The sequence below is a fragment of the Azospirillum oryzae genome, from assembly GCF_900177515.1.
Classification (GTDB): Bacteria; Pseudomonadota; Alphaproteobacteria; order Azospirillales; family Azospirillaceae; genus Azospirillum; species Azospirillum oryzae_A.
Window position 1 is genome coordinate 1,721,242 of record NZ_FXAK01000007.1, and the last position, 25,311, is coordinate 1,746,552.

At 68.2% G+C, this 25,311-nt stretch carries 18 protein-coding genes; 9 read left to right on the forward strand and 9 right to left on the reverse strand.

What is annotated here, in order from left to right:
- Positions 1-75: 75 nt before the first annotated feature.
- Entirely contained in the window at positions 76-2,235 is a 2,160-nt protein-coding gene (locus tag B9N97_RS20610; RefSeq protein ID WP_085089610.1) for a RelA/SpoT family protein, read from the reverse strand.
- Between the two features lie 142 nt (positions 2,236-2,377).
- Positions 2,378-2,812 carry a DNA-directed RNA polymerase subunit omega gene (gene rpoZ, locus B9N97_RS20615; protein WP_085089611.1) on the reverse strand — a complete coding sequence of 145 codons (435 nt, stop codon included), beginning with the start codon at positions 2,810-2,812 and terminating at the stop codon, positions 2,378-2,380.
- A 305-nt stretch (positions 2,813-3,117) separates the two neighbouring features.
- Here rpoZ and B9N97_RS20620 point away from each other — a divergent pair, with 305 nt between their 5' ends.
- Positions 3,118-3,720, forward strand: a complete 603-nt coding sequence (locus B9N97_RS20620; protein ID WP_085090687.1) for a LabA-like NYN domain-containing protein — start codon at positions 3,118-3,120, stop codon at positions 3,718-3,720.
- 187 nt (positions 3,721-3,907) lie between these two features.
- On the opposite strand, the gene pdxA is transcribed toward B9N97_RS20620, so the two are convergent.
- From pdxA to lptG, 3 genes are all read right to left on the reverse strand, one after another.
- Complete coding sequence (gene pdxA, locus B9N97_RS20625; RefSeq protein WP_085089612.1) at positions 3,908-4,936, reverse strand: 4-hydroxythreonine-4-phosphate dehydrogenase PdxA; 1,029 nt, start codon at positions 4,934-4,936, stop codon at positions 3,908-3,910.
- Positions 4,933-6,393: a peptidylprolyl isomerase gene (locus B9N97_RS20630; protein ID WP_085089613.1), complete on the reverse strand. Its 1,461-nt coding sequence runs from the start codon at positions 6,391-6,393 to the stop codon at positions 4,933-4,935. The genes pdxA and B9N97_RS20630 overlap by 4 nt, the downstream gene beginning before the upstream one ends.
- A gap of 190 nt (positions 6,394-6,583) precedes the next feature.
- Positions 6,584-7,678 carry an LPS export ABC transporter permease LptG gene (gene lptG / locus B9N97_RS20635; RefSeq protein ID WP_085089614.1) on the reverse strand — a complete coding sequence of 365 codons (1,095 nt, stop codon included), beginning with the start codon at positions 7,676-7,678 and terminating at the stop codon, positions 6,584-6,586.
- 280 nt (positions 7,679-7,958) lie between these two features.
- On the opposite strand from lptG, the gene B9N97_RS20640 reads away from it, so the two are divergent.
- Together B9N97_RS20640 and guaA are read left to right on the forward strand one after the other, a co-directional pair.
- Complete coding sequence (locus tag B9N97_RS20640) at positions 7,959-8,537, forward strand: GNAT family N-acetyltransferase (protein ID WP_085089615.1); 579 nt, start codon at positions 7,959-7,961, stop codon at positions 8,535-8,537.
- Positions 8,538-8,574: 37 nt separating this feature from the next.
- On the forward strand, positions 8,575-10,143 hold the full coding sequence (guaA, locus tag B9N97_RS20645; protein ID WP_085089616.1) for a glutamine-hydrolyzing GMP synthase: 1,569 nt from the start codon (positions 8,575-8,577) through the stop codon (positions 10,141-10,143).
- Positions 10,144-10,589: 446 nt separating this feature from the next.
- On the opposite strand, the gene B9N97_RS20650 is transcribed toward guaA, so the two are convergent.
- Positions 10,590-11,639 carry a lytic transglycosylase domain-containing protein gene (locus tag B9N97_RS20650; protein ID WP_244560814.1) on the reverse strand — a complete coding sequence of 350 codons (1,050 nt, stop codon included), beginning with the start codon at positions 11,637-11,639 and terminating at the stop codon, positions 10,590-10,592.
- 374 nt (positions 11,640-12,013) lie between these two features.
- Between B9N97_RS20650 and B9N97_RS20655 the strand changes: the two genes are divergently transcribed.
- Complete coding sequence (locus B9N97_RS20655; RefSeq protein WP_085089617.1) at positions 12,014-13,231, forward strand: efflux RND transporter periplasmic adaptor subunit; 1,218 nt, start codon at positions 12,014-12,016, stop codon at positions 13,229-13,231.
- A gap of 15 nt (positions 13,232-13,246) precedes the next feature.
- Positions 13,247-16,387, forward strand: coding sequence for an efflux RND transporter permease subunit (locus B9N97_RS20660; protein ID WP_085089618.1), 3,141 nt, complete (start codon positions 13,247-13,249; stop codon positions 16,385-16,387).
- A gap of 3 nt (positions 16,388-16,390) precedes the next feature.
- Here the strand turns inward: B9N97_RS20660 and B9N97_RS20665 are convergent, their stop codons facing one another.
- Positions 16,391-17,473, reverse strand: a complete 1,083-nt coding sequence (locus B9N97_RS20665) for a patatin-like phospholipase family protein (RefSeq protein WP_085089619.1) — start codon at positions 17,471-17,473, stop codon at positions 16,391-16,393.
- 135 nt (positions 17,474-17,608) lie between these two features.
- Here B9N97_RS20665 and B9N97_RS20670 point away from each other — a divergent pair, with 135 nt between their 5' ends.
- From B9N97_RS20670 to B9N97_RS20685, 4 genes are all read left to right on the forward strand, one after another.
- Positions 17,609-18,418, forward strand: coding sequence for a TrmH family RNA methyltransferase (locus tag B9N97_RS20670; RefSeq protein ID WP_085089620.1), 810 nt, complete (start codon positions 17,609-17,611; stop codon positions 18,416-18,418).
- Complete coding sequence (locus B9N97_RS20675; protein ID WP_085089621.1) at positions 18,415-20,613, forward strand: helicase-related protein; 2,199 nt, start codon at positions 18,415-18,417, stop codon at positions 20,611-20,613. The genes B9N97_RS20670 and B9N97_RS20675 overlap by 4 nt, the downstream gene beginning before the upstream one ends.
- Before the next feature lie 229 nt (positions 20,614-20,842).
- Positions 20,843-22,132: an Nramp family divalent metal transporter gene (locus B9N97_RS20680; RefSeq protein ID WP_085089622.1), complete on the forward strand. Its 1,290-nt coding sequence runs from the start codon at positions 20,843-20,845 to the stop codon at positions 22,130-22,132.
- Positions 22,133-22,215: 83 nt separating this feature from the next.
- Positions 22,216-22,428, forward strand: coding sequence for a SlyX family protein (locus B9N97_RS20685; RefSeq protein WP_085089623.1), 213 nt, complete (start codon positions 22,216-22,218; stop codon positions 22,426-22,428).
- Between the two features lie 85 nt (positions 22,429-22,513).
- Here the strand turns inward: B9N97_RS20685 and der are convergent, their stop codons facing one another.
- Positions 22,514-23,908, reverse strand: coding sequence for a ribosome biogenesis GTPase Der (der, locus tag B9N97_RS20690; RefSeq protein ID WP_085089624.1), 1,395 nt, complete (start codon positions 23,906-23,908; stop codon positions 22,514-22,516).
- A 41-nt stretch (positions 23,909-23,949) separates the two neighbouring features.
- Positions 23,950-25,308 (reverse strand): outer membrane protein assembly factor BamB family protein, encoded by a 1,359-nt coding sequence (locus tag B9N97_RS20695; protein ID WP_085089625.1) that lies wholly within the window; start codon positions 25,306-25,308, stop codon positions 23,950-23,952.
- Between the last annotated feature and the right edge of the window lie 3 nt (positions 25,309-25,311).

Sequence of the window (25,311 nt, forward strand, 5' to 3'; positions counted from 1 at the left end):
GATTCCGTCTATATAGCGGTGCACCGGCCTTCCGTCACGCCGAACCGACCGATGCACCCGCGGATGACAGGGAATTTAACGTCCCCGCGCCCGCTCCACCGAATGGATGGCCGGGGTGGCGCGCAGGGCGGCCATGATGTTGGTCAGGTGCTTGGCATCCTTCACGTCGATGTCGATCAGCAGCTCGAAATAATCGGTGCTGCGGTTCGTGATCTTCTGATGGATGACGTTGCCCTGGTTCTTGCCGATCACCGTGAACAGCGTGCCGAGCGAACCCTGTTCATTAGCGATGACGACGCTGATGCGGCCGACATGCTCCTCCGGCGAATCCGGGCCGGTCTCCCACGACACGTCGATCCAGCGCTCCGGCGATTCGTGGAAGCTTTCCAGCGTCTCGCAGTCGATGGTGTGGATCGTCACGCCCTTGCCGGTAGTGACGATGCCGACGATGCGGTCGCCGGGCAGCGGGTGACAGCAGCGGGCGTAATGCACGGCCATGCCCGGGATCAGGCCGCGGATCGGCAGCGCCGATTCCTTGCGGGTCTTCGCCTTGGGCTTCGGCGCGCTCTCCTCCGTCTCGCGGACGGCGGGGGCGGCCTGCGCCTTGTGGCCGGGGAAGACGGCGTGGAAGACCTCGCGCACCGAATGCAGGCCGGAACCGACACCGGCCATCAGGTCGTCGACCGTCGGCTGCTGGAAAATCTTGATGACGTTTTCCAGCGCCTTTTCGGTGAACTCGTAGCCCTCCGACTTGAACTGCCGCATCAACATGCCGCGGCCCAGTTCCATATACTGGGCGCGCTGCTGGGTGCGCAGGAACTTGCGGATGCGGGCGCGAGCCTTGCCGGTGACGACGAAGCGTTCCCAGCCCGGGACCGGCGTCTGCGCCTTGGAGGTGACGATGTCGACCTGATCGCCGTTCTGCAGCTGGGTGCGCAGCGGCAGCATGCGGCCGTTGATCTTGGCTCCGACACAATGGTCGCCGACCTGCGAGTGGACGGCATAGGCGAAGTCGACGGGCGTTGCGCCGCGCGGCAGCGCGATCAGATCGCCCTTCGGCGTAAAGCAGAAGACCTGATCCTGGAACAGCTCCAGCTTGGTGTGTTCCAGGAACTCTTCCGGCTTCTGCGCATGCTCCAGGATGTCCAGCAGCTCGCGCAGCCAGCGGTATTCGCCGCCGTTCGGGCGCGGCTGGTGGTCCTGCTTGTAGGCCCAGTGGGCGGCGACACCCAGTTCGGCGATCTCGTGCATGTCCTGGGTGCGGATCTGTACCTCGATCCGGTTGCGGCCGGGACCGATCACGCCGGTGTGCAGGCTGCGGTAGCCGTTGGGCTTGGGCGTCGAGATGTAGTCCTTGAAGCGCCCCGGCACCACCGGGTAATGGGCGTGCACGATGCCCAGCGCCTGATAGCATTCGCCGACGGTGCCGACCGTGATGCGGAAGGCCATGATGTCGGACAGCTGTTCGAAGCTGACATTCTTGCGCTGCAGCTTGCGCCAGATCGAATAGGCCGATTTCTCGCGGCCGGTCACCGATACGTCGGGCAGCCCTTCGGACGCCAGCAGCTCGCGCAGTTCGGTGATGATGGTCTGGACGCGGTTCTCGCCCTCGCTGCGCAGGCGGGCCAGCTGGGCCAGGATGCTGTCGCGCGCGTCGGGATTCAGTTCGGCGAAGGCAAGATCGTCCAGCTCGTCCTTGATCTTGTGCATGCCGATGCGTTCGGCCAAGGGCGAATAGATTTCAATGGTTTCGCGGGCGATGCGGCGGCGCTTTTCCGGCTTCTTCAGGTGGAACAGCGTGCGCATGTTGTGAAGCCGGTCGGCCAGCTTCACCAGCAGGACGCGGATGTCCTCCGACATCGCGATCACCAGCTTGCGGAAATTCTCCGCCTGCTTGGCCTGTTCGCTGTTCAGTTCCAGCCGCGACAGCTTGGTCACGCCGTCGACCAGCCGGGCGATCTCCTTGCCGAACACCCGCTCGATGTCCTCGAGCGTGGCGACCGTGTCCTCGACCGTGTCGTGAAGCAGCGCCGTGGCGATGGTGCCGGCGTCCAGCTTCATCTGGGTGAGGATGCCGGCGACCTCCAGCGGATGGAGGAAGTAGGGATCGCCCGACGCGCGCGTCTGCGATCCGTGCGCCTTCATCGAGAAGACGTAGGCGCGGTTGAGCAGATCCTCGTCGGCCGAGGGATCATACGCCTTGACGCGCTCGACAAGCTCGTATTGCCGGATCATGCGGCCCGACCCGGCGCGCGTGGCGCCTCAAATGTCTGCGTGGTGGTCCTGAGCGAACCGAAAGGGAGCCGGATGCCCCCCACCCCATTCTTCGGCGAGGGGGCGCCGGGCCCCCTCCGTGTTCTGCGGTCGTTGTCCAGAATCAGAGGTCTCCGTCGGGATCCTCGGTCATGGCGAAACCAGCGCCCGGCTCGGCATCCATGTCTGCGGCGATGTCGTCCTCTTCGCCCAGCTCCTCGCCGTCGCTCTCGCTCATGCCGTCTTCATCGCCCAGCGAGGTGTTGCCGCGCGCAGCCCAGTCATTCTCGCCGGCCATCAGCTCGACGATCTCTTCCTCCGGCTCGTCCGGCTCGACATGCTTTTGATGGCCCTTGATCAGGGCGTTCTTCAGATAATCAAGCGACACCGTCTCGTCCGCGATCTCGCGGAGCGCCACGACCGGGTTCTTGTCGTTGTCGCGGTCGATCGACAGCGGAGCGCCGCTCGCGACCTCGCGGGCGCGCTGGGCAGCCATCATGACCAGCTCGAAACGGTTCGGAACCTTCAGGACGCAATCTTCAACGGTAACGCGGGCCATGCCAGACGAACTCCGGAGTCATAGGAGGCTCTAGACTATATGGATGTGGCCCGATAGGTGCAAGCGCGAACGACAGCGTTGCTGCATTGCGCCAGGAGAACGTCCCCTGATATGTCCTTATACATCGGTGGAGCGCCCCGGAACAGTCGGCAGCCGCAGCCCCCTTGTATGTTCGCGTTCAATACACTAGATTTCAAAATTGGAACGCGAGGGTTTCCGCGTAATCCATGCATATTTTAACAAGCAGCGATGGAAGGATCCTGGCATTGGACCGCAATTCGACTTTGCCGCGTGATGTCAGCAAGTTGTTTTACAAGGAAGAGCGTCTCGCTCTGTTCATAGACGGCGCCAACCTCTACGCCGCAGCGCGCTCGTTGGGCTTCGATATTGATTACAAAAGGTTGCGTGACGGGTTCGCCGGAGAAGGCCGGCTTGTTCGGGCTTTCTACTACACCGCACTGGTCGAGGATCAGGAATACTCCCCGATCCGTCCGCTGGTCGACTGGCTCGACTACAACGGATACACCATGGTCACAAAGCCGACCAAGGAATTCACCGACGCATCGGGACGGCGCAAGATCAAGGGGAACATGGACATCGAGTTGGCCATCGACGTGATGGAGATGGCCGACCATGTCGATCACATCCTGCTGTTCTCCGGCGACGGCGACTTCCGCCGGCTGGTGGAAGCGGTGCAGCGCAAGGGCGTGCGCTTCAGCGTCGTCAGCACAGTCCGCTCGCAGCCGCCGATGGTCGCCGACGAACTGCGCCGACAGGCCGACAACTTCATCGAACTCCAGGAACTGGCGCCCTTCATCGCCCGCACCCACCATCATCGCGAGCAGGCACCGTCTCACCATGATCAACAGGGTGGGCCGACGATGTACGATCCCGACGACCGGGGCTGACCGCACCGGAAGACCGCCATGAAAAATGGAGCGCACGAGCGCTCCTTTTTCATTTGCGGCAGAGATATGTACGGCAGTGCCGCGCTTTGAGTGCGATCGGTTCAGACGGAATCGTCTGAAGCGTGAATCGCACGGAAAATCAAAAGGTTAGAGTCTGCCCGATGCTTCAATAAGCGTCGGACAGACGCTAAGGCGCGCTGCCCCGCCGCCGGTTCCGCGCCATCCGGTCGGCCGTCTTCAGCGCCGCGATCAGGCTGGTCGCGTTGGCGGCACCCGTGCCGGCGATGTCCAGCGCGGTGCCGTGATCGGGCGAGGTGCGAACGAAGGGCAGGCCCAGCGTGATGTTCACGCCGCCGTCGAAATCCACCGTCTTCACCGGGATCAGCGCCTGATCATGGTACATGCACAGCGCGGCGTCATAGCCGCGGCGGGCGGCGGCGTGGAACATGGTGTCAGGCGGGCGCGGGCCGGAGACGTCGATGCCGTCGGCGCGCAGGATGGCGATGGCCGGCTCGATGATGTCGATCTCCTCGCGGCCCATCGCCCCACCCTCCCCCGCGTGGGGGTTGAGTCCGGCGACGGCCAGCCTCGGCCGCTTGATGCCGAAGTCACGCGTCAGCGAAGCCGCAGTCACGCGGCCGGCATGGACGATGGCCTCCGTGGTCAGCAGGGTCACCGCGTCGCGCACGGAGACATGGATGGTCACCGGCACCACCCGCAGGTCGGCCGCCGCCAGCATCATGATCGGCTCGTCCGCCAGTCCGGCCAGATGCGCCAGATACTCGGTGTGGCCGGGATGGCGGAAGCCCGCGGCGTAGAGCGAGGATTTCTGGATCGGGTTGGTGACCACGGCCGCAGCCTGCCCCCCCTGCACCAGGGCGACCGCCCGGTCGATGCTGGCGATCACCGCCGCACCGTTGGCCGGGTCGGGCTTGCCGGCGACGACGGTCGTGCCGAGCCCCACCGGCAGGACCGGCAGCGCACGGTCGAACAGCGCCACAGCCTCGTCCGGCGACGACACGGCCTGCACCGGAACCGCCAATCCGAGCTTGGCGGCCAGTGCCGTCAGCCGCACGGGATCGTCGAGGACGACGAAGGGCGGCAGGCCGGCCTCGTTCCGGGCCGCCCAGGCCTTCAGCGTGATGTCCCCGCCGATGCCGGCCGGCTCCCCCATGGTGAGGGCCAGCGGCAGATTGTCCGGCGGGGCGGCGATCACAGGCGCGTCTCGATGAAGGCGGTGCGGCGGAGGTCGCGGAGATAGCGGCGCGACAGCAACTCCGCCCGCTCGGCGATCAGCTCACGCTCGATCTCGTCGCGTCCGGGCAGCTTGGCCTCCTTGATCGGCGTGGGAGCCGGCGGCGGCGGCGGAGCCGGCTGGGCTTGCGGCGGCGGCTGGATCATCGGCACGTCGCGCTTGCAGACGATCAGGATCACCGCGGCTGCCTGGCTCATCAGCACCGGGCTGGCCTGCCCCAGCGGGATGCCCAGCGCGAGGTTCTGCAGGCCCGGCGCCATGTCCTTGACCCGCATGGTGCCCATGTCGCCCGATTCCGGCATGCCGGTTTCCTTGGCGCGGGCCTGGAAGTCGGAGCAGCTCTTGATCGACTTGCGCAGCTTCTCGGCCTGTTCCTTGACCGCCTTGGCCTGCTCCTTGGACTCGATCGGAATGATGATCTGCTTCATGTTGACCGTGGCCTTGGCCACGTCGGGCCGCGGCTGCGGACGGGGCGCCGGCGGCTGGGCGACCGGCATCGGAACTTCGCCGCCGCTGCTGCCGAAGGGCCGCTGGCCGCGCACCAGCAGGATATGATAGCCGGTGGCGGTGCGGACCGGCGCCGACAGCTGCCCGCCGCGCATCCCGGCGAGAGCCTTGTCGACCTCGGGCGAGAGTTCGCCGCTGCGCACCCAGCCGAGATCGCCGCCCGACGCGGCGCCGGCCGACTGCGAAAACTGGCGGGCCAGCGCGGCGAAATTGCCGCCACGCTTCACCTCTTCGACCAGACGCTCGGCATTGCGGCGCACCTCGTCGTCCTGGTCGGGGCTGTCCACCGCCAGGAAGATCTCCGCCACCAGATATTCGGGCTTGCCGATGTTGGCCTTCAGCCGCTCCATCGCCGCGTCGATTTCGTCCTCGCCGACGACGACCTCCTGGCGGATGCGGCGCTGCATCACCTTCTGCCAGCCAAGCAGCGCGCGAATCTGATCCTTCAGGGTGGAGACCGGAACATTCTGCCGCTTCAGGGTATCCTGAAGCTGCTGACCGTTCATCCGGTTCTGTTCGGCGATGCGCTTGATGGCGTCCTCGATCTCGGAGGCGGACACCGTGATGCCCAGGCGCTTGGCCTCCTGCATCTGCAGCCGTTCGTCGATCAGCAGGCGCATCACCTGCGGGGTCAGGCGCTTGATGGTCTCCGGATTGCCGGCGGCCCCGGCGTTCAGCAGAGCCATGCGGATGCGGGCGTTGACGTCCGAAACAGAGACGACCTCGTCATTCACCACGGCGGCGATGCCTTCGGACCCCGGTGCCCGCGCCACCTGCGCGCCCTGGTCTGCCGGCCGGGGCGCCGCCGCGCCGGCGGCGGCCTTGACGGACTGCGCCGCGGCGGGCAGGGCCAGAAGCGCGCAGGCGGTCGCCACGGCGACGGTGGTCCGGACGGCTCGCAAACTCGACATGCTGCTCAAGCTCCAAAAACGGGTCGCCCGTTATTACGGTGGGGCCGGTGCCGCTTGCAAACGGAATCGGACCCGGCAAACCAGTGCAAAACCAAACGGGCAGAATTATGACCGAAGGCGATAACCGGCCGCTTTGCGGCGAATGGCCCCACCCCTACCCGGCCGCCCTGCGTCAGCCGTTCGCAAGATGTCAGCCGTCCTCAAGATGAAGCAGGGCGGCGGTCCCCAGCAGCAGGCTGATCCCGGCCGGACTCCAGGCCGCCATCACGATGGGGATCGTCTCCGACATCCCGAAGGTGCGGACCACGTCGGTCATCACGAACAGCACGAATCCGGTCAGCACGCCGCCGGTGACCATCGCCATCGTCCCGCCACGCCGCGGCAGCCGCAGGGAGAAGGCGGCGGCGAACAGCACCATCGCCAGGAACAGGAAGGGCTGGGCCAGCAGCGACTGGTAATGCAGCCGGTGCCGCACGGCGGGGAAGCCCGTGGTCTCCAGCGTGTGGATGAAGCGCGGCAGTTCCCAGAAGGAGATCGTCTCCGGCGGGGCGAAGCTCTCCTCGATGGTCGCCATATCCAGTTCGGTCGGGATCGTGTAGCTGTCGAGCTTCTCCGGATCCTTCTTGGCCCGGTTCAGAACGGCATCCTGCAGTTCCCACTTGCGGTCCTTCAACTCGGCGCTGGGCGCGTCGACACGACCCAGATAGTTCTGGTCGGCATCGAACAGGAAGACGATGACGTTCGACAGTTCGAAGGTCACCGGGTTCACCAATTCCGCATGGATGAAGAACTGTTCCTTCTCGCTGGTCTGGCGCAGCCACAAGCCGGAGCGAGAGATGTTCAGCGTGCTGGACTGCAGTTTCAGATAGCGGTCCTGCAACTGCTCGTACTTGGCGATGAACACGGCGCCGACCGGATTGATCAGCGTCACCTTCACCACGCCGATGGCGGCGGCGGCGAACATCACCGGCATCAGGAACTGCCAGGCAGAGACGCCGACGGCGCGGGCGACCACCAGCTCGGCGCTGCGCGTCAGCCGCCAGAAGGTGAACATGCCCGCGAACAGGATGACGAAGGGAAAGATCTGCTGCCCGATCTCCGGCAGCTTCAGCAGCGCCATCTCCACCACCAGCCCGAAGGTGACGTTGGGCTTGGTGCCGGCACGGCGCAGCAGTTCCACCGTGTCCAGCAGCAGCACGATGGCGAGCAGGATCACCATCAGCAGGCAGAACCAGACGATGAACTGCCGCCCGATGTAACGGGAAAGCGTAGGCGAGGAATACATGCGGTGTCCGGTCTCCGGAGCCCCGCCCGCGGCGCCGCCATGGCGCTTGAGGCGGACTGGCGCGGCCCCGCCCGATTGGATCGGTGCGGGCCCCCGCCGGAACAGTCCCGGCTGTTTACCCCTGTTGCGGCGCGATGACAACCGGGCCGGGGGCAGGCCTCCCTCCCGCCAATCGCGCGGCGCTATCGTTGGTGACGCATTCCTGCCTCCTTTTCAGGCTGGACTTCCTGCATCCGCACCCCAAACTGTTGGTATACAGGCTGCACGGGAGGGTCGGTCGATGACGGACACCACGGTCGCAATCCGCCGGGCGAGCGCGTCGGACGCCGACGGCATGGCCCGCGTCCATGTGCAGAGCTGGCGGTCAACCTATCCCGGCCTGATCCCGGCGCAATTCCTGGTCAATCTGTCCGAGCCGCCCGCCGCCCAGCGCTGGGCAGCCATCGCCGAGACGCGCGGCCCGGGCCAGGGCGCCTTCGTCGCGGTGGACGTCGCCGGCCGGTTTTCCGCCCCCGGCACCATCGTCGGCATCGCCTCCTTCGGCACCCGGCGGGTCGCGGTACAGGGCCATGCGGGCGAGTTCCACGCGCTCTATCTGCTTGACGATGCAAAGGGTTACGGCATTGGACGGCGGCTGATGGCGGCGATGGCCGACCGCTTCCTGGCTGCCGGCGTCCGGTCGGCGGCGGTGTGGTGCCTGCGCGACAACCCGTCGCGCTGGTTCTACGAACGGTTGGGCGGCATCAAGGTGGCGGAACGGCCGATCCGCTTCGCCAGCACCGATCTGGTGGAAATCGCCTATGGCTGGCGCGACCTGACGCCGCTTGCACGCTTGTCGGCGGGGCCGGAGGTGCGGTAGTCAGGGGCCTTGAGTCCCCACGCATCAGGATTCGCCGATGTCCAGCGCCGCTTCCCTTTCCGCCGAACGCGTCCTCATTCTCGATTTCGGGTCGCAGGTGACCCAGCTCATCGCCCGCCGCGTGCGCGAGAGCGGGGTCTATTGCGAGATCCATCCCTTCGGCATGAGCGACGAGCGCATCCGCGAGTATGACCCGAAGGCGATCATCCTGTCGGGCAGCCCGGCCTCCGTCACCGAGGCGAACGGCCCGCGCGCGCCGCAGGCGGTGTTCGACCTGAAGGTCCCGGTGCTGGGCATCTGCTATGGCCAGCAGACGATGTGCCAGCAGCTGGGCGGCAACGTCTCCGGCTCCGATCACCGCGAGTTCGGCCGCGCCTTCATCGAGATCAAGGAGCCCTGCGCCCTGTTCGACGGGCTGTGGGAAGTCGGGTCGAAGGAACAGGTGTGGATGAGCCACGGCGACCGCGTCACGGCGTTGCCCGACGGCTTCCGCGCCGTTGCGGTCAGCGACGGCGCGCCCTTCGCCGCCATCGCCAACGACCAGCGCCGTATGTACGGCGTGCAGTTCCACCCGGAGGTGGTCCACACCCCGCATGGCGCGCAGCTGCTGGCGAACTTCGTCCACCGCGTCGCCGGCATCAAGGGCGACTGGACCATGGCCGCCTTCAAGCAGCAGGCGATCGAGAAGATCCGCGCCCAAGTCGGCAAGGGCAAGGTGATCTGCGGCCTGTCGGGCGGCGTCGATTCGTCGGTCGCGGCCGTGCTGATTCACGAGGCCATCGGCGACCAGCTGACCTGCATCTTCGTCGACACCGGCCTGATGCGCGCCGGCGAGTCGGAAGAGGTCGTGCGGCTGTTCCGCGACCACTACAACATCCCGCTGGTCCACCGCGAGGCGTCGGACCTGTTCCTGGGCAAGCTGGCCGGCGTCACCGATCCGGAGCAGAAGCGCAAGATCATCGGCGGCCTGTTCATCGACGTCTTCGACGAGGAAAGCGCCAAGGTCGGCGGTGCGGAGTTCCTGGCCCAGGGCACCCTCTACCCCGACGTGATCGAGAGCGTGTCCTTCACCGGCGGCCCGTCTGTCACCATCAAGTCGCACCACAATGTCGGCGGCCTGCCGGAGCGGATGAAGCTGAAGCTGGTCGAGCCGCTGCGCGAGCTGTTCAAGGACGAGGTCCGCGCGCTTGGCCGCGAACTCGGCCTGCCGCCGGCCTTCATCGGCCGCCACCCCTTCCCCGGCCCGGGCCTCGCCATCCGCGTCCCCGGCGAGATCACGCCGGAGAAGCTGGAGATCCTGCGCAAGGCCGACACGATCTATCTGGAGGAAATCCGCAATGCCGGCCTCTACGATGCGATCTGGCAGGCTTTCGCCGTTCTGCTGCCGGTCCGCACCGTCGGCGTGATGGGCGACGGCCGCACCTATGACCATGTGCTGGCCCTGCGCGCGGTGACCTCCACCGACGGCATGACCGCCGACTGGTACCCCTTCCCCCACGACTTCCTGGCGCGCGTGTCCAACCGCATCGTCAACGAGGTCCGCGGCGTCAACCGCGTCGTCTACGACATCACGTCGAAGCCGCCGGGGACCATCGAGTGGGAGTGAGGCAAGCGGACGCTTCCGCTGGCGAAGGACAAAGGGGCGGGAAACCGCCCCTTTTCTTTTGGCCGTTCAGTTGCCGCTCAGAACAGCGACTCGACCGTCTGCGTCCTGGGACTGCGCCGTTTGCCGCGGACAGGCTTCGGGCTGGCCGGCAACAGGCCCTCCCTTTGGGCGCACAGATCATGCCAGACATGGCCCGGCCGCTCCGGCGTCCAATACATGGGCTCGCCAAGCAGCACCTCTTCACCGCAACAGCTGCAGGGAGGGTATGGGCTGGATTTGTGTTCGGACCGGTCCATCTCACCGTTATGCCAGTGGCGAGGCGATCCGTAAGTGATGCGGATCAAATCAGACCGCAAGGGCGCAAAAAAATCGCTTAGCTCACGCTGGGAGGACGGAGGCCGGCCCTGCTCTCCCGCAAGGGGAAAGCGGCCGACCGCCCTCCCGTCTTAGCGTGCGTCTGCCAGCGCGACGCAGGCGCGGTCGCGGCCGGCGAGGCTGCCGCAGCCGTCGGCGCGTTGGGAGACGAAGCGCATCACCACGCGCTCTCCCTTGCCGACCGACTGCGGCGGAAGCAGCGCTTCGGCGACCTGCGTGGTGAATTGCGGGCTGACGCGATGCGTGGTCGGCGCCGAGTCGAGGCTGGCGACCTGGACCGGCTTGGCGGCCGGCAGTACCGGTGCTGACAGCGACGCGACCGCGACGGGGGCCGGCTCGGCGAGTTTCGGCTCGGCCGGGCGCGGTTCCATCCGCCGCGGCTCGACCGCACGGGATTCAGGCGCGCGGGTTTCGGATACGGCGGACGCGACCACGACCGGCGCCGGCTCGGACCGCTGCGGCGGGGCGGCAGGCATGCCACCGTGCGGCTTGGGCGCGTCGTCCGGAACCACCGCGACCTCGATGGCCGAGGCGCCGGCGGCCTGCGACGGCTCGCGCGGCCCGACGCCGCGCAGAACCGGGGTCAGGGCCGCCAAATACATCTTCGTCTCGCGCGGCAGCCGCTGCTTGCCGGCCAGATGCTGGGCATAGCAGGCCGGGCCGCAATTGTAGGCGGCCAGGAATCCGGGAGCCCCGAACAGGTCGTACATCTCGCGCAGGTACGCGGTGCCGGCCATGATGTTGTCGTGGGGGTCGGACGGGTCGGGACCGAGACCATATTGCGTCCGCATCAGCTCATAAGTGCCGGGCATCACCTGCATCAGCCCGAGGGCGCCGGCGGAGCTGGTCAGCACCTTGCCGCTGTTGGTGGTCGCACGGCCATTGCTCTCCCGCATCATCACCGCGCGGATCCATTTCTCCGGCATGTCGTATTTCTGGGAAGCCTCGCGGATCAGCGGGACCCAGCGCGACAGCGGATCGTTCGGGTCCGGGACATAGGCGGCTTCGACCGGCAGGGCCGTCTGCACCTGCGGCGCTTCGGAGGCGCAGCCGGCAAGACCGAGGGCGAGGCACAGTATTGCACCGGCGGCGTTGATCGTCGCGAGGTTTCGTATGACCACGAGTGAATTTCCGTGCTGTTGGCGCGGGCGGGACAAGAGTTGGATCGCTTTTCAATGTATAGGCCACGACTGTCAAGCGACATCACGGCCGTTTGTCGAATCCTGTCCCGAAGATGCCTCAAAGTTGCCCGATTTATCTCTTGTATCGAAGTCGACAATTAGGATTTTTGGCAAATGCTGGTATGCCAATCTTCGCTGCCCATCTGGATAGGACCATCCCGCGCTCCCATCCCGTCATAAGGCGCGACAATGAGAACCTTGACGGAACATCGCCGCCATCCCTAATGGAGAGCGCCGGCCACGCCCTCAACCGACGCCGCCTCGACCGCAAGCCTTCTTGATCGCCTTGGGCCGGCCGAACTGGATCGACCATCATGACCGCCCCGCAACGGACCTTTACACCGGCTCCCCAGCCTTTGCAGCCCCAGCGGCCCCCGCCGCAGGACGATGCCCCGCCCTCGCCCCGTCCGCGGCGGCGGCTCGGCCGGATGCTGCTGGTCCTTCTGGTGCTGCTGGTGGCCGGCGGCGGGGTTGCCCTGTGGCGGGCTCGCAGCCCGGCGGCGCCTCCCCCCGCTCCAGCCGTCCCGGCGGCGGAACGGCCGGTTGAACTGACGGCGCTGGAAGTGACTGCGGTCGCACCGCGCGCGCTGACGGAAACCGTGCGCCTCAGCGGCTCCGTCTCCCCAATGGAGCAGTCGGCGGTGAAGGCCGAAGTGGCTGCAAGGCTGGCCGAGGTGCTGGTGCGCGAGGGGCAGGCTGTGCGCCGCGGCGACGTGCTGGCCCGGTTCGACACGGTCGAGCTGACCGCCCGCCTGAACGAGAAACAGGCCAATCTGGAGGGCGCCCGCGCCCAGCTGGTGCTGGCCGAAAAGACGTTGGCCAAGAACCGCACACTGAACCGCAGCAACATCGTTTCCGACACCAGCCTGGATCAGGCGGAAAGCAGCTTCGGCTTTCAGCGCGCCCAGGTCGATGCGCTGGCCGCCCAGGTGGAGCTTGCGCGCAAGGCCCTGCGCGATGCCGTGGTCGTCAGTCCCATCGACGGGCTGGTCGCCACCCGCTCCGTCAATCCGGGGGAAAATCTGGCGGTGAACGCCGCCATGTTCACCATCGTCGATCTGTCGCGGGTGGAGGTCGAGGCGACCGTCCCGGCGGAGCAGGTGGCCCGGCTCGCCGTCGGCCAGGCCGCGACCCTGCGGGTCGAGGGCTTCGGCGAACGCGAATTCGCCGGCCGCGTCGCCCGCATCAATCCGATGGCGCGTGCGGGGTCGCGCGCCATTCCCGTCTATGTGACCATCGACAACAAGGACGGCGCACTGCGCGGTGGCATGTTCGCCAGCGGCGACGTTCTGGTGGCCCAGGCATCGGACGCCGTCGCCGTGCCGCCGGTCGCCATCCGTCATGATGACCGCGGCGATTTTGTCCTGGTGATCGCCGATGGCCGCACCGAACGCCGGCCGGTCACGCGCGTCGAACTTTGGGCGCGCGGCGATCTGGTGCAGGTGGAAGGGCTGGCGCCGGGCGACCGCGTCGTCACCGGCAACCTGCCCGGCCTGACCGCCGGCCGCCCCGTCACGGTCGCCGGCATCTGACGCGGAACCGTCCCCATGCCGATCACCCGCATCAGCGTCGACAACCCCGTCTTCGCCACCATGATGATGGTGGCGCTGATGGTGCTCGGCCTCTTTTCCTACAACCGGCTGGGCGTCGACCTGTTTCCCGACGTCGATTTCCCGGTGGTGGTGGTCAGCACCAGCTATCCCGGCGCCAGCCCGGAGACGGTGGAGACCGACATCACCCGCCCGGTCGAGGATGCGATCAACACCATCGCCGGCATCAAGACACTGACCTCGCGCTCCTATGAAGGCCAGTCGGTGGTGATCGCCGAGTTCGACCTGAAGACCTCGTCGGTCCAGGCGTTGCAGGACGTGCGCGAGAAGGTCTCGGCCATCCGCGCGACCTTTCGGGACGAGGTGAAGGACCCGCAGATCACCCGCTTCAACCCGGACGACCAGCCGATCCTGTCCATCGCGGTCACATCCGATCTGCGCAGTCTGCGCGACCTCACCACCCTGACCGATCAGGTCATCCTGAAGCGGCTGCAGAATGTCCGCGGAGTCGGCAAGGCCACCATCGCCGGCGGGGTGAAGCGCCAGATCCTGGTCCGCCTGAAGCCGGAGAAGCTGGAGGCGCTGAACGTCGGCGTCGACGAGGTGATCGCCACCGTCACCGGCGAGAATCAGGACGTCCCCGCCGGCACCGTCACCGGCCAGGGGCGGGAGCGCGTGGTGCAGGTGGAGGGGCGCGTACGCAACCCGCGCGACCTGCTGGACCTGATCGTCGCGCGGCGCGGCAGCAGCCCGGTGCGGCTGGGTCAGGTCGCCGAGGTGATCGACGGGCAGGAGGAGCAGGATTCCGCCGCCCTGCTGAACGGCAACCCGGCGCTTGCCGTCGACGTGGTCAAGGTCCAGGGCGCCAACACGGTGGAGGTCGCGCGTGGGCTGCAGGCGGCGATCGAGGATCTGCGGACCAACGGCTCGCTGCCGCCGGACGTGACGCTGGCGGTGGTGCGCGACAGCTCCCGCGGCATCACCAACTCGCTCAGCAACGTGCAGAAGACCCTGGTCGAGGGCGGCATCCTGACCATCCTGATCGTCATGGTCTTCCTCGGCTCCTGGCGCAGCACAGTCATCACCGCGCTGACCCTGCCGGTCGCCGTGCTCGGCACCTTCGGCATGCTGGCAGCGATGGGCTTCACGCTGAACATGATGACGCTGATGGCTCTGTCGCTCGCCATCGGCATCCTGATCGACGACGCCATCGTGGTGCGCGAGAACATCATGCGCCACCTCGCCCGTGGCCAGGGCCATCGGCAGGCCGCGCTCGACGGCACGGCGGAGATCGGACTGGCGGTGCTGGCGACCACGCTGACCATCGTCGCGGTTTTCCTGCCGGTCGCCTTCATGGGCGGCATCATCGGCCGCTTCTTCCTGCAATTCGGCATCACCGTCTCGGCGGCGGTGCTGATCTCGCTGTTCGTGTCCTTCACGCTCGACCCGATGCTGTCCAGCGTCTGGTATGACCCGGCGGCGCACGGCCGCCATGGCCGTTCCATCTTCGGCCGCTTCGCCGCGGCGTTCGAACGCGGCTTCACCGCCGTCTCGCATGGCTATGGCCGGCTGCTGCGCTGGGGTCTGCGATGGCGCTGGGTGGTGATGATCGCAGCGCTGGCGATCTTCTTCGGCAGCTTTCTGCTGGTTCCGCGCATCGGTGTGGAGTTCGTCCCTGCCGCCGACCTGGGCGAGCAGATCGTCGAGGTGGAAACCCCGGTCGGCTCCTCGCTCGCCGCAACCACCGCCAAGACCAAACAGGTCGAGGCGGCGATCCGCGAGTTCCCGGAAATCGCCTACACCTACAGCACCGTCAACACCGGCGTGTCGATCGGCCACAACCGCGGCAGCATCTATCTCCGCTACGTCCCCATCGACCAGCGCAAGCGCTCACCCAACGATCTCGCCCCGCTGCTGCGCCAACGGCTGTCGGCGATCCCCGGCGTCACCATGGGCATCGCCATCCCCGGCGTCGGCGGCGTGCAGAAGCAGATCCAGGTGTCGGTGCAGGGCCGCGACATCGCCGAGCTGGACCGGCTGTCGCAGAAGGTCATCGGCGCCATGCGCGCCATCCCCGGCTTCGTCGATGTCGACAGCACGCTGAAGGCCGCCAAGCCGACGCTCGCTGTCCGGCTGGAGCGCGACCTCGCCAGCGACCTCGGCATCAGCACCGCCAAGGTCGCCGACACGCTGCGCCCGCTGTTCGCCGGCGACACGGTGTCGAGTTGGAAGGCGCCGGACGGCGAAAGCTACGACGTGCTGGTCCGCCTGCCGGAGGCCGCCCGTGCCGGCCGGGCCGATCTCGACCGCATCTATCTGTCGGGTGGGATGGACGCCAACGGCACGCCGCGCATGATCCCGCTGTCCCAGGTGGCGGAGGTGACGACGACGCTCGGTGCCTCGCAGATCAACCGGCGCGACCTGCAGCGCGAGGTGAATGTCCAGGCCAACGTCCAGGGCCGCGCCGCCGGCGACGCCGGGCGCGAGTTGCAGGCGGCCCTGGCGAAGATCGAGCTGCCGCCCGGCTACCGCATCGTCTTCGGCGGCTCGACCAAGGACATCGCGGAGACCAGCGGCTACGCGGCGCAGGCGCTGGCGCTGGCCATCATCCTGATCTACCTGATCCTGGCCTCGCAGTTCGGCAGCTTCCTGCAGCCGCTCGCCATCATGGCTTCGCTGCCGCTGTCGCTGGTCGGCGTGTTCCTGGGTCTGCTGGTGGCGGGATCGACGCTGAACATCTTCAGCGCCATCGGCTTCATCATGCTGATGGGTCTGGTGACCAAGAACGCCATCCTGCTGGTCGATTTCGCCAATCAGGCGCGCAAGCGCGGCGCCAACCTGAACGATGCGCTGGTGGAGGCCGGCATCATCCGCCTGCGCCCCATCGTCATGACCACCGCGGCAATGATCTTCGGGATGATCCCGCTGGCGCTCGGCATCGGCGAGGGGGCGCAACAGCGGGCGCCGATGGCCCATGCGGTGATCGGCGGCCTCCTGTCCTCCACCATCCTGACGCTGCTGGTGGTGCCGGTGGCGCTGACCTATCTGGACGGGCTGTCGCGCCGGATGAAGCGCTGGTTCGCCCACACCGACCCTGACGCCCAACAGCAACCGGCAGGGCATCACCCGGCGGAGTGAGGGTCATGCCAGGGCCGGTGACCGGGCGGTGCCCTCCACGCCGACGGCTTGCAGGTTCTCCTCCACCCAGCGCCCGGCCGCCTCGCGCCCGGCGTCGCGCAGCCAGTTCAGGAAACTCCAGTCGGTCATCAGCTTCGAGTAGAGCCCCAGATCCTGCAGATGCTCGTCTGCGCCGATCAGATGCAGGCGCGGGGCGTCGGGAAGGGCGGACAGGCAGCGCATCTCCTGCAGCAGGGCGGCGTTGAAGGTGATCTGGTTCAGCCGGGCGGCGATACCGGCCGGGTCCTCCGGCGTGGTGGCGCAGGTGAGGGGGTTGATCGCCACCACCATCAGGTCGGCACCGGGACAAGCCTCCGCCAGCGGCGACAGCGGCGGGTTGGCGAGATAGCCGCCGTCCCAATACTCCTGCCCGTCGATCCGCACCGCGCGGAACAGGTGCGGCAGGCAGGCCGAGGCCAGCAGATGGTCGACCTGAACCTCCGTCTCGTCGAACAGCCGCAGGGCGCCGCTGCGCACATTGGTGGCGCTGACGAACAGCCGCAGCCCGCTCCGCCGGATCAGGTCGGGCTCCACCATCTCCGCCAGCAATCCGCGCAGCGGGTGGAAATCGGCCGCCTGCGTCTGATAGGGAGTGACCCAGCGCTTGGCCCAGTCCATCAGATGGGTCCCGGGCGCGTGATCGACGTTCCAGCGGCCGAGCAGCCGGTCGGTCACGCTCGGCCGGATCGGCCCAAGCCGGCCGGCGGCGCTGACCCGCTCCCAGAAATTCGCCAACTCGGCCCGCGCCCCATCGCGACCGCCCCTTGCCCAACCCTGCACGAGCATCGTCGCGTTCATCGCCCCTGCGCTGGCGCCGCTGACTCCGACCAGCCGGATATCCTCCTCCAGCAACCGGTCAAGCACGCCCCAGGTGAAGGCGCCATGCGCGCCGCCGCCCTGCAACGCCAGCGCCAGCGTCGGCTTGGGCCGCGGCAGGGCCAGCATCGGCCCGGGCCCCGACAGTTCCAGCGGTTCGGCCGGCAGCGCGCGCGGCGCAGGCTTCGCCATGCCGCGCATGCGGCTCCACAGCCTTCGGATCATGGTCATGCCCGGCAGGTCCCCATTTCTAATGCTGCACCGCAACATGAGAAGAGGCTTCAGTGCCGGCAAGGGGGTATGCCAATGGAAAGCGGCGCCGACATGCACTAAGTAGGCGCACATCCCCGACGCCGAGTTGCCCGCTTGCCCACCATCATCCCGATCACCGACCCCGACGACCCGCGCATCGAGCCCTACCGCGACGTGCGGGAGCGCGATCTCGTTGGTCGTGACGGACTGTTCATCGCCGAGGGGGCGGTGGTGGTGCGCAGCCTCGTCCAGTCCACCCGCTATCGCGCCCGCTCGCTGCTGATCGCCGACAAGCGGGTGACGGCGCTGGAGCCGATGCTGGCGGCGCTGCCTGCCGACACCCCCGTCTACACCGCCACGCAGCCGGTGCTCGACCGCATCGCCGGCTTTCCCCTGCATCGCGGCATCCTGGCCGTCGGCGAGAAGACGGAAGTCCCCAGTGCCGCCGACCTGTTGGATGCCTTCGGCCCGGTCGCCCGGATCGTCATGCTGTTCGGCATCGGCAACCACGATAACATGGGCGGCATCTTCCGCAACGCCGCCGCCTTCGGCGCCGATGTGGTGATCCTCGATCCCGGCTGCTGCGATCCGCTCTACCGTAAGGCGATCCGCGTGTCGGTGGGGGCGACCCTGCTGGTGCCGACGGCAAGGCTCGGCGCCGATGAGGACCCGCTCGCCCTGCTCGACCGGTTCGGGTTTGAGGCGGTGGCGCTCAGCCCCGCCGGTGCCGAGACGCTGGCCGCCCTGGTCCCGCCGCGCCGCGCCGCCCTGCTGTTCGGGTCGGAGGGGCCGGGCTTGCCCCCTGCCCTGCTGGCCCGCGCCCGCAGCGTCCGCATCCCGATGGCCGGCGGTTTCGATTCGCTCAACGTGGCGACCACCAGCGGCATCGTGCTGCACCATATCGCCTCCGGACAGGCTTCATGACAGACGACACCCCCATGCCCGCCGACCCGCATCTGGTCCACGACCTTGCCGTCGCCCATCCGGAGGTGACGACTCTCGGGGCGGCCGGCGTGCTGCGGATGCATGACGCCGAGGCGCGCGGTCTGGTGCCGCTCGGCCTGCCGCTGCCGAAGGGCAAGCGCGACCTGCTGGTTCCGGCCGAGCGTCGCGAGGCCATCCTGCTGGAGATCACCGGCCGCATCGACCGCGCCCACCGCCGCGATGCGCTGCTGGCCCAGGGACGCCGGGCGCTGGCCGGAACCCACACCGCGCTGCTGTCCTGCGAGGACCGCACCCGTGTCCGCGCCATCCGAAGCGACGATCTGCCCTGGCCCGGCATCGCACCGGCCATCCGCCTGCAGGTATCACGGACCTTCGACGCGCTGGAACTGTCGGACCTGTCCGACGCCGAACTGTCGGCCCGGCTCGACCATGACCCCGCCCTGCGCGCCGCCCTCGACGAGGCACTGTCCCGCGTCGCCGCCCGGCTGCGCGATCTGGCGGAGCGGGCCGGCGACGACCCCGACTGGGGCTTCGCCAGCCTCGCCGAGCGGTTGGGCAAGGCCGCCCGCAACCGCACCGATGCCGACGAACTGCTCGACCGCTGGGACCGCGAGTACGACCAATGGCGCCGCGACCGGGCGGAGGCGCGCGGCCGGCTCTATGTCGACCGGCATTTCGATTTCTCCCGCTTCGAACGGCTGTTCCCGGTGGCGCGCGGCATGAACCGCAAGCTGGTGCTTGTGATCGGCCCGACCAACTCCGGCAAGACGCACCGCGCCATTTCGGCACTCCGCGAGGCACGCGACGGCGTCTATCTGGCGCCCTTGCGCCTGCTGGCGCTGGAAGTGATGGAGCGGCTGAACGCCGAAGGGACTCCGACGACTCTCATCACCGGTGAGGAGGAGATCCGCACCCCCGGCGCCCGCCACACCGCCTCCACCATCGAGGTGATGGACCCCGACCGCCCGGTGGAGGTCGCGGTGATCGACGAGATCCAGATGCTGGCCGACCCGGCGCGCGGCTGGGCCTGGACCGCCGCCCTGATGGGCGTGCCAGCGGAGACCGTCTTTATCCTCGGCGCACCCGAGGTGCGCCCGTTGGTGGAGCGCGCCGCCGCCCATCTCGGCGAGGCGTTGGAAGTGGTCGAACTCGACCGCAAGACCCCGCTGTCGATGCTCGACCGCCGGCTGGAGTGGGCGGAGGTGGAACGCGGCGACGCGCTGATCGCCTTCTCCCGCCGCGAGGTGCACAGCGTCCGCGACACGCTGCTGGCGCAGGGGCTGTCGGTCGCCGCCATCTATGGCGCGCTGGCCCCGGCCGTGCGGCGGCGCGAGGCGGCCCGTTTCCTGGCCGGCGAGGCCGACGTGGTGGTGGCGACCGACGCCATCGGCATGGGACTGAACCTGCCCTGCCGCCGCGTCCTGTTCACCGCCCTGGAGAAGTTCGACGGCAGCAGCGTCCGCCCGCTGACCGCGACGGAGGTCAAGCAGATCGCCGGCCGCGCCGGCCGTTTCGGCCAGTTCGAAGAGGGGCATTTCGGCGTCATCGCCCGCGGCACCCCGGCCGCGCTGAAGCGCCTGCTGGAGGCGCCCGACCGCCGCCTGCGCGCCGACGCCCCCCTGCCCGTCCGCCCGACCCGCGCCATGCTGGCCCGCCTCGCCAGCCATATCGACAGCGACGAGACGCGGCTGCTGGTGGAGTGCTTCGGCAGCGCGGCTACCGCCGGCTCCCCCTTCCGGCTGGCCGACTTGTCGGGGCTGCGCCGTGCCGCGCCGATGCTGGACGCCCGGCGGCTGGTGCTGGCCGCCAAGCTCGACCTGCTGCTCGCCCCCGCCGACCTGGATGAGCCGGAGGACGCCAAGGTCTTCGCCGCCATCCTCGACGCGGTAGAGGCGGGAGAGGTCCTGCCGCTCGCCCGGCTGATCCCGGCGCGGTTCGACGGTTTGGCCGCCGATGTGCTGGAAGCGGCGTCGCGCGCCTGCGACCTCTATTTCTGGGCCTCGCGCAAGTTCCCCGACGCCCTGCCCGACCGCGACCGTGTGCGCAGCGCCCGCGACGCCATTGGCCAGCGCCTGTCCGAAGCGCTCGCTTCCCGTGCCCGCCGCCGCGAACAGCCGCCGGCCGCCGGTTTCCGTGGCGCACCGCGCAAGCGTTTCGCCCCGCGCCGGCGCTGAGCATCCCAAATGGTTCCCGGCGAAATTCACTCGCATGGCACTGCTGCACTGCGAACGAAGTGACTGCCGCCTTGTTCTGAACTGGACCTGCCATGGCAGAGCATCCATGTCGATAGATAACGCCTATCTCGGTGTTAGGAAGCATCGATTGGACGCTATCGAAACACCCTGCCATGTTGCATGGGCGGCCAAGCCTCTGGCCGCCATATACCGTTCAGGAGCAACCGGCGTGAAGACCGCATCCCCCACCATCGCCGATACCGTCCGCACCGCCTCCCCCGCCGGCGGGCGCCGCTTCTGGACCATGCTCGGCCCCGGCTTCGTGGTGGCGGTCGGCTATATGGACCCCGGCAACTGGGCGACGGACATCGCGGCAGGCTCCAGCTTCGGATTCGCTCTGCTGTCGGCGGTGCTGATCGCCAGTCTGGCCGGCATCTTCCTGCAGGGGCTGATCGTCCGGCTGACGCTGGCAACCGGCACCGATCTGGCCCGGCTGATCCGCCAGCGCTTCCCGCGCCCGGTGGCGATGCTGGTGTGGGCGGTGTCGGAACTGGCGATGATCGCCACCGATCTGGCCGAACTGCTGGGCAGCGCAATCGCGCTGAAGCTGCTGTTCGGCATCCCGATCATGGCCGGCGTGGTGATCTCCGCCGTGCTGACCTTCGGCATCCTGGCCCTGCCTGGCGCCCGTGGCCGCGCCCCTGAACTGGTGGTCGGCGCACTGATGAGCGTGGTGGTGGTCTGCTTCGCGTGGGAACTGGTGATCGCCCGCCCCGACCCCGCCGCCCTGCTGGCCGGCCTGATGCCCAGCGTCGAGCTGGCCCGCGATCCGGAGATGCTGTACCTGTCGCTGGGCATCATCGGCGCCACGGTCATGCCGCACAACCTGTTCCTGCACTCCGGTCTGGTGCGTTCGCGGCTGGCCGAGGTGAAGACGGAGGAGGAGCGCCGGCAGGCCGCCCGCTGGCTGACCATCGACCTGTCCACCGCGCTGGCGCTGGCCGGTCTGGTCAACGGCGCCATCCTGGCGGTGGCTGCCGTCGCCTTCCAGGGGGCCGGGGCCGGCAGCGCTCCCGGCATCGAGGACGCCCACGCCCTGCTGGGCAGCAGCATCGGCGGCGTCGCCGCGCTGGTCTTCGCCATCGCCCTGCTGGCCGCCGGCCAAAGCTCCACCACCACCGGCACGATGGCCGGGCAGATGGTGACGGAGGGCTTCCTGAACCTGCGGCTGCGCCCGATCACCCGCGCGCTGATCACCCGCGGCGCTTCGCTGATCCCGGCTCTGGCGGTTCTGGGCAGTGCCGGCGACGGTGCGGTGGACGGGCTGCTGGTGCTGAGTCAGGTGGTGCTGGCGCTGACCCTGCCCTTCATCCTGATCCCGATGCTGTTGCTGCTGCGCAATGACAAGCTGATGGGCGGGCTGGCGATAGCGCCGCTGACCCTGCGGCTGGCCAGCCTGACGGTGCTGGTGCTGACCGGCCTGTCCGGCTGGCTGGCCGGAACCACCGCGATGGCGTGAGCGGAAAGGCACCTCGACCCGGAGCGGGGAATGGTCCATCTTGCGGCCCGTTCCCGTTATCCCTCATCCCTGACCGGTGCCTAATGGATCCCGCTCTCGAACAACGCCTCGCCGATCTGGAAAGCCGCCTCGCCCATCACGAGCGCATGGCGGAGGAGATGTCCGAGGTCATCTTCGCCCAGGGCCAGACCATCGACCGCCTGACCGCCCAGTTGAAGCGCATGCGCGACCGGGTGGAGGCGGCGGAATATGCCATCGCCTCCCCGCAGGACGACCGCCCGCCGCCGCATTATTGAGGAGGCTGATCCTCCGGCGGAGTTCGACCCACGCCATTCCTCCCTCGCCCGGCGAGTGGTCCGGGAGAGGGAGAGGAACTCTGGATCAATCCTCGGCGTAGGGGTTCTTGCCCTTGCGCAGCAGCAGGCGCACCGGCACGCCGGGCATGTCGAAGCTGTCGCGCAGGTGGGTCGTCAGATAGCGCTGGTAGCTCTCCGGCAAATCCAGCGGCTTGTTGACGAACAGCGCGAAGGTCGGCGGACGGGTCTTCACCTGGGTGACGTAGCGGATCTTGACCCGGCGACCCTCGACCAAGGGCGGCGGGTGGTGCTCCAGGACGCCTTCGATCCAGCGGTTCAGCTGGGCCGTGGGGATGCGGCGGTTCCAGACGGTGTAGGTCTCCAGCACGCCGTCCAGCAGCGTGTCGAGCTTATGGCCCTTCAGCGCCGAGATGGTGACGACCTTCACGCCCTTGATGTAGCCGAGCGAAGCCTGCAGCTTGTCCTCGACCTGACGCAGCGCCATGGCGCGGTCGTCCACCGTGTCCCACTTGTTGACGGCGATCACCAGGGCGCGCCCCTCCGAGATCACCAGACGGGCGATGGTCAGGTCCTGCTTGTCGAGGATGGCGGCGGCATCGACCACCAGCACCACGACATTGGCCATGCGGATGACGCGCAGGCTGTCGGCGACGGCCAGCTTCTCCACCTTCTCGTCGACGCGGGCGCGGCGGCGCATGCCGGCGGTGTCGACCAGCTTGAAGCGGCGGTCGCGCCATTCCCAATCGACCGTGATGGCGTCGCGGGTCATGCCGGCCTCGGGGCCGGTCAGCACGCGCTCCTCGCCCAGCAGGCTGTTCAGCAGGGTCGATTTGCCGACGTTCGGACGGCCGACGATGGCGATCTGGATCGGCTTGCTGCGGTCCTCCTCCGGCTCCGGCTGGTCGCCGACCGGGATCGAGGGGTCGAAGCCATCGTCCTTCTCCTCGACCTCACCGCCGTCTTCCGGCGGGGCGTATGGCAGCAGCGCCTCGACCAGATCGGCCATGCCCTCGCCATGCTCGGCGGAAAGCGGGATGGGATCGCCCAGGCCGAGTTCATAGGCCTCGAACATGCCGGGCTGGCCGGCCTTGCCCTCGGTCTTGTTGGCGACCAGCAGGACCGGTGTCTTGCCCCGGCGCAGCAGGTTGGCGAAATGGCGGTCCAGCGGCGTAATGCCGGCGCGGGCGTCGATGATGAACAGCGCCACGTCGGCACGCTCCAACGCCTGCTCGGTCTGGCGGCGCATGCGCGCCTCCAGGCTGTCGTCGGTCACGTCCTCCAGGCCGGCGGTGTCGACCACCGTGAAGGACAGGCCGCCGACATGGGCCGGGGCCGAGCGCCAGTCACGGGTGACGCCCGGCGTATCGTCCACCAGGGCCAGCTTCTTGCCGGCCAGACGGTTGAAGAGGGTCGATTTGCCGACATTCGGCCGACCGACGAGGACCACGGTGAACGACATGGGGCCAAAGGCCTTTCACAACAGACGGAGGAAATCCGCGATCAGCGGAACGCGACCAGCGTTCCGTTGTCGCACAGCACATAGAGAGTGTTGTTGGCAACGACCGGCGGCAAGTAGGAACCGGTGGGAAGCGAACGGGTCACCTCCACCCGGCCGTCCGACGGCGACAGGCCGAGCAGCTGGCCGTTGGAACCGGTGACCCACAGGCGGCTGCCCGCCATCACCGGGCCGGACCAGACGATCGGACCCGACTTGTCCTCCGGATCCTTGAAGCGGGCAAGCGGCGCCACCCAGCGGACCTTGCCGGTCTGGCGGGCCACCGCGACGACCTCCTGGTCGTTGGTGACGACGAACAGGTAGTCGCCGGCGACCCACGGCGTCTGGACGCCGCCGATCTCGGTTTCCCAGATGCGGACGCCGATGCGCTCGTCGATGGCGACCATGCGGCCGGAATGGCCGATGGCATAGACATAACCCCGGTCGACCACCGGCAGGCCGCGGATGTCGGCCAGATTGCTCAGTTGGCCGGTGCGGCGGATGGCGGCGAGGCTGTCCTGCCAGGAAACGCGGCCGTTTTCCGGACGCAGACCGAACAGCTCGCCCGAAGAATAAGGAGAGACGACCAGCGTGCCGGTGGCGGCGGGGCTGGCGGCGCCGAGCAGGCCGGCGGTCTCCAGGATGCCCTGCTGCGACCACTGCACCGAACCGTCGTCGGTGGAGAGCGCGATGGTCTGGTTGTCGAGCGTGATGACCAGCACCCGGCCGCCAGCCACCGTCGGCGCACCGCGGACCGGGCCGGCGATGCGCTTGCGCCACAGGATCTTGCCGGTGGCGGCCTCGAGCGACAGCACCTCGGCGAAGCCGGTGGCGGCATAGACGCGGCCGTCGGCATAGGCGACGCCGCCGCCGGTGGCGCCGCCCCGTTCATTCTCCGGCCGGGTGTCGACCCGCCACAGCGATTGGCCGCTGCGCTCGTTCAGAGCGCTGACGTGCGAATCGGCGTCCATCGCGAAGATGCGGCCGTCGGCGATCACCGGCGTGCCGAGCAGGGCGCGCGAGCTGCTGGAGCCCGAACCGATGTCGGCGCGCCAGGCATCGGACGGGTTGGCCGACAGGGCGAGGTTGCCCAGCACATGGTCCGGCGTGCCGCCCGGCTGCGCCCAGGTCGCATTGGCGACCGGCGACGGAACGGTGACGGCGACGGCGGCGAGCTGGGCGTCCGGCTCCACCTTGCGCTCGCGCTGCAGGACGGCGACGCGCTTGCCCGGCAGGGGCGGATCGGGCGTCTTGCCGAACCAGCTGTCGACCGTATCGCAGCCGGCGAGGAAAACGGACAGCAGCGATGCGGACAGCAGCGCCGCGCGGCGGATGGAGCCGGCCTTGGTCTTGTTGGTCTTCATGGC